The following is a 6931-nucleotide window of genomic DNA, read 5'->3' as shown; positions in this document are numbered from 1 at the left end:
CTGCGTTTCGGTAATGATAGAGTTCTTCATCGTTTGACTGGTTAAAGTTAAGACTTTTCGTCCTTTAAGCAGTCCGGTTTTTAGGAGGGGTTACATAACAAGGTGGCAGTATTGATGGGATTGCAGGAATTGCCGCAATTTAACCAACAGTACGGGAAAGATACCGCAGCAACCATCACGGCGGTTGTCGGCACGGTGATTTCCGGCTCTGTCAGGAATAAGGATACGTTGGAATGGCTGGAAAGGCTTTTTGGTAAATCCAAACAGATGGGCGAAAGCTTATCGATCGACCGCAACAAAACATCCACATCGCTGAACGAAAAGCTGGAAGCACTCATTCCCGCAGGTAAAATAGCTTCGCTCAATTCGGGCGAAATGGTTGGGGTGATCGCCGCGGACGCTCAGGAGAAATTTACGGGACAGTTTGAAACATCCGCAGTTAACTGCCGGATCAATCTGGATATGGAAGCCATCAGGCGCGAAGAAAAGGGTTATAAACCTTTACCCGCCTTTTATGATTTCGGCGGGAAACTGGACGAAAAACTCCGCCAGAACTTTGACCATATCAGCCAGGAGATACAAGAAATGGTGTTGGCCTTCAGGCCAGCTTCGCCAAACATACCCGTTAAAGCAACAATGAAGAAATGAGCGAAAATAATAGCCAGGTGCAACTGCCGGACTTTGTCCTGGTGCATCCGCAATTGAAAGATGATCCTGTGGCCAAACAGGGGCAGATCGGTGTGATTACCGCCGCTATCCTTAATAGCGATGAATTTTATGTTGGCTTTGATGACAAGGAGGTTGGCTTATATGCTGCCGATGCCTTATTGCTGTTCAATCCCTCCGATCAGATCTATCAAAACCTGAAGCAGGATGTCATGAAACTGGCCCCGTCGACATTCAAGGACCTGAAAAACATCGCCCTCTTATTGGATTACGGCACGACAAAGCAACAACGGACGGCGATGGAGATCGCGCAAAGGAACCCGGATGTGATCGCATCGGCGATGGTATCACTGGAGGAAACCCTCGGCCTCGACCAGAGCTATAAACGGGGAAGGTAAACAATTTTAAAGGATCATCATGAAAGACGAAGATACTATAGGCTTAACGGTCATGATTAGCCCGGTACTGTGGATATCTGACTATGCCGGTAAAATCGGCATCATCGAATTTACAGACCTTCCAAACGACAACATTTGGGTAAGATTCGAGGATGAGGAAGTAGACTCTTTTAGTTCCAAAACCTTATTTGTGCTTAAAAATGCGGAGGAAATTAATGAATTGGCTGATACTCATCAGGCTGTTTTTTGGGACCACGTCATTAAAAATCTGCGATCCCTTGCCTTGCTTCGAGCATCGGGATCAGACAGCGGCCTGAAAAGCGCCTTTACCTTTTTGCAGGACGACCCCGAACTCCATCGGCTGGCTACCATTCGGTTGAATGAGGTTATCGATCCCGATCACAAGCGAAAAATAGGAAGATAAAATCTTAAAACTTAAATATTATGGAAAATCAAACTTTGGCCGGAACACTCGTTCTGGTGCAGCCGGATCTTGAAAACGATACCGGACAAAAAAAAGGGCAGATCGGTGTGCTGACTTACGCCCGTTCTGAAACGGAAAACTATGTCAGGTTTCCCGAAGGCGGGGAAGCCTTTTACCCCGCAGGACAGGTGATGATGCTTAAAGACAAGCAAAAGGTTTTCGATGACCTGACCAATAACGGCTCTGCTATGCCCCTCGATGATTTTAAGGCCATGTACAAGATCATGTTATTACAGGAAAGGGGAACGTCGCAAGCCTTATATTCAGCTTTGGCCATTGCCAATGACCATCCTGGTGTACAGGAACGGGTATTGGATGCTATCAGTCAAACGCCTAAACAGGAATTAGCCAAATCCTATGGCCGATGAAAATACTGATCAGCTTTTGCCTGGTCTGCCTCCCCCTTAAACACCTGGTAATAAATTCTGATTTCGGTTACCGCATTCATCCCATTACGGGCAAATATGCCATGCATGCCGGTGTTGACTTTAAAGCTCGCCATGATACCGTATTTGCCATCCTTGATGGCGAAGTAAGATCTGTCGGCTATGATCGTAAGCTTGGTATTAACATTCGCCTGTATCATGGAGGTGAACTGGAATCAGCTTATGGTCACCTCAGCGCGCTATTGGTTAGGCCTCAAGACCATGTGGCAGCCGGTGAAGCTATCGCCATCTCCGGTTCATCTGGAAGAGTTACCGGCGAGCACTTGCACTTCAGCATCTGCTACCGGCATCAATACATCAATCCAATTAAATTTTTATATGAACTGCTAAAAAAACAAGAAAATGAACGACAAAAATTTCAAAGCACTTCCCATTCAGCTTTCGAATAAGCTGATCGCGGAGATCAAAGAGGGACATTCCCTGTTTCAAAAACCGGTTAAAGAAAACGGCCTGCCCGCCTTTGTTAAACCGATCAATCCAACTACAGGTAAAGGCTACAGTGCCATGAATGCGCTGATCCTGGGTATGCAGCGGCATGACGATCCGCGCTGGATGTCGGCAGACGCTGCGCGTTATGCCGGCAATTGGGTCAAAAAGGAGGAAAAGGGGACGATGATCGAATTTCCAAAGACAAGCGACATCCAGGCTATCCGAACCGCAGAAGGTAAGGTTATCAAAGATGATGCAGGGGTTACACAAACCAAAACGGTAGAATTTGAGAAACCTCAGCGTAGCCAGGCATTCCTTTTCAATGGCAGCCAATTAAAGGATATACAGCCACTAGAAGAGTTTTTGGCCAAACAAGACGAAGGGCAAACGATGTCACCTGGCGAACGTGCGGCAAAACTGATCGAAGACAGCAAAGCAGTGATCATTCACGGCGGCCAGGAGGCTTACTACGATAAACAACGTGATGCCATTTTCATGCCGGAGCCAGAGCATTTTGAAAATGAAACCAAATATCTGCAGGCCGCCGTTCATCAGTTGGCACACTGGTCAGGGCATGAAAGCCGGTTGAACCGCCCGATGGAAGGAAAATTTGGTTCGCTGGATTACGCCCGTGAGGAAATGCGTGCCGCCATTGCCGGAATCCTGATCGGTGGTGAATTGAAGATCGGCCATAATTTCGGTCAAAAGGATACCTATATGAGCAGCTTTGCAAAGATCTTGAAGGATGAACCGTTTGAGATCGCCAAAGCGACAAGGGATGCGCAAAAAATTGCCAACTTATTATTGGGCGTTTCACAGAAGCGGGAGCAAAAACAGGCCCCGGAAGCGGTAAGCTTCAAAAAAGGTGACGAGATCGCTTATTTGGACACTACCTACAAGGTTTTGGAAACGCGTAAAGACAAAAGTATCAAGGTGGAAGCTGGCGATGGAAGCCGAAAGGTTATAAAACCGGAATTTGGCCTCTACAAATCCCTTTTGGAGGCGAAAGCCAACCCACGTGAACCTGAGATGGTTTTGGAGGAAGAACAGGGCCGGTCAGAGGAACAGGGTCAACAACAAAAAATCGGACGATAAATGAACCTGGTTAACTTTCATGAAGATGATCTCCCGATCAAGGATCTGGAAACCATCGGGCTGGCCGCAGGCGGTCAGCTCTTGTTTAATGTCGATGACCTGAAAGCTTTGCTTTCAGGTCGCCGGACTTCATTGCTGGAATTGCGCGATCTGGAAACAGATAACATCAAGATCAGATCTATCAACGCGAAGGTATCGCTGAAACCAAATGAATACGGTAAACTGGACCTGCTTATTCACCCGATATACCGCAAAGCGCCAACCCCGGATTTCTTAAGTGAGACGGAGGCGCAGCAACTGCGAAAAGGTGAGGTAGCCAGTTTATTAAAGATCACTCTTGATAATCACGGAGCCAAAAAAGAGATGCTGGTCGAATATGATCCGGAAACAAAAGAATATATCGTTTCGGATACCGAAAAGATCCTGGTTCCGGATATGGTGAATAATGAATTCCTGACGCCTGCACAAAAAGAAAATTACCGCAAAGGTAAGGAGGTGCAAATTGCTGATGGTACCAAACTCAGTTATTCCGGTACAGATCATCACGGCATCCGTTCCAATAAACTGGCGCTTGTGGCCTCTATTTTGATCGATGGCGGTCTTTCCTATATGGTGTATAAGGGTTTAAATGCCATGTTCAATCAGAAGCGGGAACAAAAATCAGCTGAGAAATTAAGCCCCGGTTATCACCAGGCGATAAAAGACATCGAAAATCAGCATGGATTTAAGCCGAATCAGTTTGAACAATCTCAAACCCGCAAAGGCAGGTAACACTGATGGACATATTAACAAAGCTTGGCATTTCTCCGGAGATCCAAGCCTTTTTCAATCCCCCTGCCGGCCTTTCCTTTAACTATGGTGACCAGCAAGAACATTACGGCGAAGGTTTTCATACGGTTCCTTCCACACAAGACCTTTGGGTGGCTGGAAGTCAGCAGGCAAGCCATGTTATCATTACTTATTCGGCAATGGAGGCGATGGCCTTTATTACACTAAACAGGCACCGGTATCCCAGGCTGGAACAACTATCTTTTATCGCTATTGGCAACAGGTTCTATATAGAGCAAGCGGACTGGATCAGGCAGAATTTTCAAGGAAGGAGGTTTACCCTGGTATTCAGTAAAGACCTCATTGGGCATATCACCGATATTAAATTAACGGCCGGTATAAAAAATATCGCCATTAGGATATTTCATTCTGGAAATGAGGTGATGGTCTATCGGGATAACTTGTTGCATGTTTTTCACAATGAACAGATCTCGCTCCACGCTTTTCAGGAAGTCTTTAGCATTCGCCCACGGTTTCGAACCGGTAAACCGGTTCATTCATTAACTTTTTTAGATCAATTAAAACATGACGCAGAACGATGAAATTCTATTAAGGCCGGCAATGCTTTTCGCATTCCTAAAAGCCTTGCCGCTAATTACGCTGGCCATCACCTTTCTTTTGCTGGCCTGGTGGCTGTCCCCGTATTTTATTTTATTCAGCCTGGTGGTATGCGGTTTCGCCTGGTACAGGTTATTATATATCCGTAGTTTTCAATATCTGATCACCCATGAATATATCAGGATGACGAGCGGTATCTTCTTTAAACGTATTGATCAACTGGAAATGTTCAGAGTGAAGGATTACATCATCACCCAATCTTTTATGCTACAGCTATTCAAGCTGATGTACCTGACCTTAAAAAGCACTGACCCTGAAAATCCGGTCATACAATTGCAGGGAATACCCGAATCACACATTACGGATACTATTCGGGATAGGGTATTAGAAGCGCGAAAAAGCAATAATATTTACGAATTAAATTAAGTAAGTACTTGGAAATTAGTAATTTAATTAGTAATTTTATATTGACAATTTGAGTTATGAAAGCCATTATAAGAAACATATTGCTTGCCTGTTTGATCTCGACATTTGCCTTTTTTGGAGCCGTTGGAAGGAAACATTCCAGGGATAAAATGACGGCAGCCGAAAAGGTTGAAGCTAGGAAGGAAGCACTTACCTGTTTGTCTGTAGCATTCTTAGCTTGTGGATTGTGTGCCTGGCGCTGTTCCGTGCTCAATCGGAGATTAAACGCCGAACGGGAATACCAGCGCAGGTTTAATGAGTATATGCGTAATTCTGCGTTTCATCGCCAATATTAAATTTAAGATATTTAGTATATATATTATTGAAAGTTCCGAGGCTGCAAACCTTGGGACTTTCTTATTATAAATAAACCCATAAAAGGAATTTGCAATACATTTTTCCACAATTTGAATTTGCATTTTGCTAAAGAATTTTTACTAATGAAGGATAATTTTTATGATTTCGTAGCAGTTGAACTGCAAAAAAGCCTGCCTGACAGCTGGCAAATGGTACAGGAAGAAAAACCAAACGGATATGAATTATGTGGTAACAGTCCTGCCTTTTTAGCGCTCAGAGACAGTAAGGCGAGGCAGGTTAACTTATTTGTGTGGCCCCTTTCTTTAGAACTAAATGCAGGATTGGAAAAGAAACTATTAATATTAAGGGATGATATCATTGCTGAAGGCACACTGTTCATAGTGATCAACGAGGAAATTGAAGAAATGCGTTTAGGCAACACAGGTGTTTTTATTTCGGAAAAATTGCTGATCCACTGCCCCAATTTTATTTGGGTAACTTGTTGCCGAGATAAAAAATATAAAATAACCTTCGATGGTATTCATTTTGAAAACCTCCATGTTGGGCTTTCAAATATTTGGAATGCTAAGGTTACTTATGTTGGTCCTAAAATAGGATCTCAACCAGTTAATCTGGAGATCATGAGCGATACCTGTTGGAAGTGTCAGCGGAAAATCAAAACAGTGACTGGTATCGTTTTTCCCAATCGCCAACTAAAAAATTGGAACAACCCTACCTGGCAATATTATCATAGTCTGATTTCATTAGATCATGTCAAAGGAAAAAGCGCAGATTTGATAGAAAAATTCGTTGTCACCCTTCGACAGGATGATGCTAATATAACGACGGTAGGTTATAAATTTAGTAACACGGTCAGAAGAAGCTATTTTGCAGCCGCTTGCCCTTACTGTGATGCCTTGTGTGGAAGTTTTTACGTAATCGATAGCCGCATGGATTATTTACATTCGCTGCAAAGCCGTATGGATGGCAGCTTAAACTATTATTCCATCACATTGGACGTTGATCGCTATTTGATTCAATCCCTGTTTGTTAGCTCCGAAGGTTGTGATCATACGACCGATGCAGGTTGGGGTAGGCATAAATAAGCAATTTACCCATATAGTTATTGCAAATTTACGTTACCATAAGTCTAACAAGAAGGGAGCCACCAAATTTTACCGTATTAATCAGGTTTAAATTATTTATTCCTATTTTGCAACATCTGAGCGGATATTCTTTACCGCTTTTGTGATAAGGTTTAGGTT

The 6931-nt window shown here is 43.9% G+C and carries 10 protein-coding genes; all 10 read left to right on the top strand.

The features are described from left to right. Positions 1-111 precede the first annotated feature (111 nt). Positions 112-648: a TraM recognition domain-containing protein gene (locus ABIB39_RS21200; protein ID WP_502916211.1), complete on the top strand. Its 537-nt coding sequence runs from the start codon at positions 112-114 to the stop codon at positions 646-648. Continuing rightward, positions 645-1064, top strand: a complete 420-nt coding sequence (locus tag ABIB39_RS21195) for a hypothetical protein (RefSeq protein WP_354432183.1) — start codon at positions 645-647, stop codon at positions 1062-1064. The genes ABIB39_RS21200 and ABIB39_RS21195 overlap by 4 nt, the downstream gene beginning before the upstream one ends. Before the next feature lie 19 nt (positions 1065-1083). Further along, positions 1084-1488, top strand: coding sequence for a hypothetical protein (locus ABIB39_RS21190; protein WP_354432182.1), 405 nt, complete (start codon positions 1084-1086; stop codon positions 1486-1488). A gap of 20 nt (positions 1489-1508) precedes the next feature. Next, complete coding sequence (locus ABIB39_RS21185) at positions 1509-1916, top strand: hypothetical protein (protein ID WP_354432181.1); 408 nt, start codon at positions 1509-1511, stop codon at positions 1914-1916. After that, positions 1913-2383 carry a M23 family metallopeptidase gene (locus ABIB39_RS21180; RefSeq protein WP_354432180.1) on the top strand — a complete coding sequence of 157 codons (471 nt, stop codon included), beginning with the start codon at positions 1913-1915 and terminating at the stop codon, positions 2381-2383. The genes ABIB39_RS21185 and ABIB39_RS21180 overlap by 4 nt, the downstream gene beginning before the upstream one ends. After that, positions 2337-3518, top strand: a complete 1182-nt coding sequence (locus ABIB39_RS21175; RefSeq protein ID WP_354432179.1) for a zincin-like metallopeptidase domain-containing protein — start codon at positions 2337-2339, stop codon at positions 3516-3518. The genes ABIB39_RS21180 and ABIB39_RS21175 overlap by 47 nt, the downstream gene beginning before the upstream one ends. Beyond that, positions 3519-4289 carry a DUF4099 domain-containing protein gene (locus ABIB39_RS21170; RefSeq protein WP_354432178.1) on the top strand — a complete coding sequence of 257 codons (771 nt, stop codon included), beginning with the start codon at positions 3519-3521 and terminating at the stop codon, positions 4287-4289. 5 nt (positions 4290-4294) lie between these two features. Further along, positions 4295-4888, top strand: coding sequence for a hypothetical protein (locus ABIB39_RS21165; protein ID WP_354432177.1), 594 nt, complete (start codon positions 4295-4297; stop codon positions 4886-4888). Then, on the top strand, positions 4872-5330 hold the full coding sequence (locus tag ABIB39_RS21160; protein WP_354432176.1) for a PH domain-containing protein: 459 nt from the start codon (positions 4872-4874) through the stop codon (positions 5328-5330). Before ABIB39_RS21165 ends, ABIB39_RS21160 begins: the two co-directional genes overlap by 17 nt. Positions 5331-5809: 479 nt before the next feature. Continuing rightward, the gene (locus tag ABIB39_RS21155; RefSeq protein WP_354432174.1) at positions 5810-6772 is read left to right on the top strand and encodes a hypothetical protein; all 963 of its coding nucleotides are present in this window, start codon (positions 5810-5812) and stop codon (positions 6770-6772) included. Positions 6773-6931 lie beyond the last annotated feature (159 nt).

Source organism: Mucilaginibacter sp. UYP27 (genome assembly GCF_040547175.1).
Classification (GTDB): domain Bacteria; phylum Bacteroidota; class Bacteroidia; order Sphingobacteriales; family Sphingobacteriaceae; genus Mucilaginibacter.
Note: the sequence above shows the minus strand (reverse complement) of the source record. Positions and strands in the feature narration are given on the sequence as shown.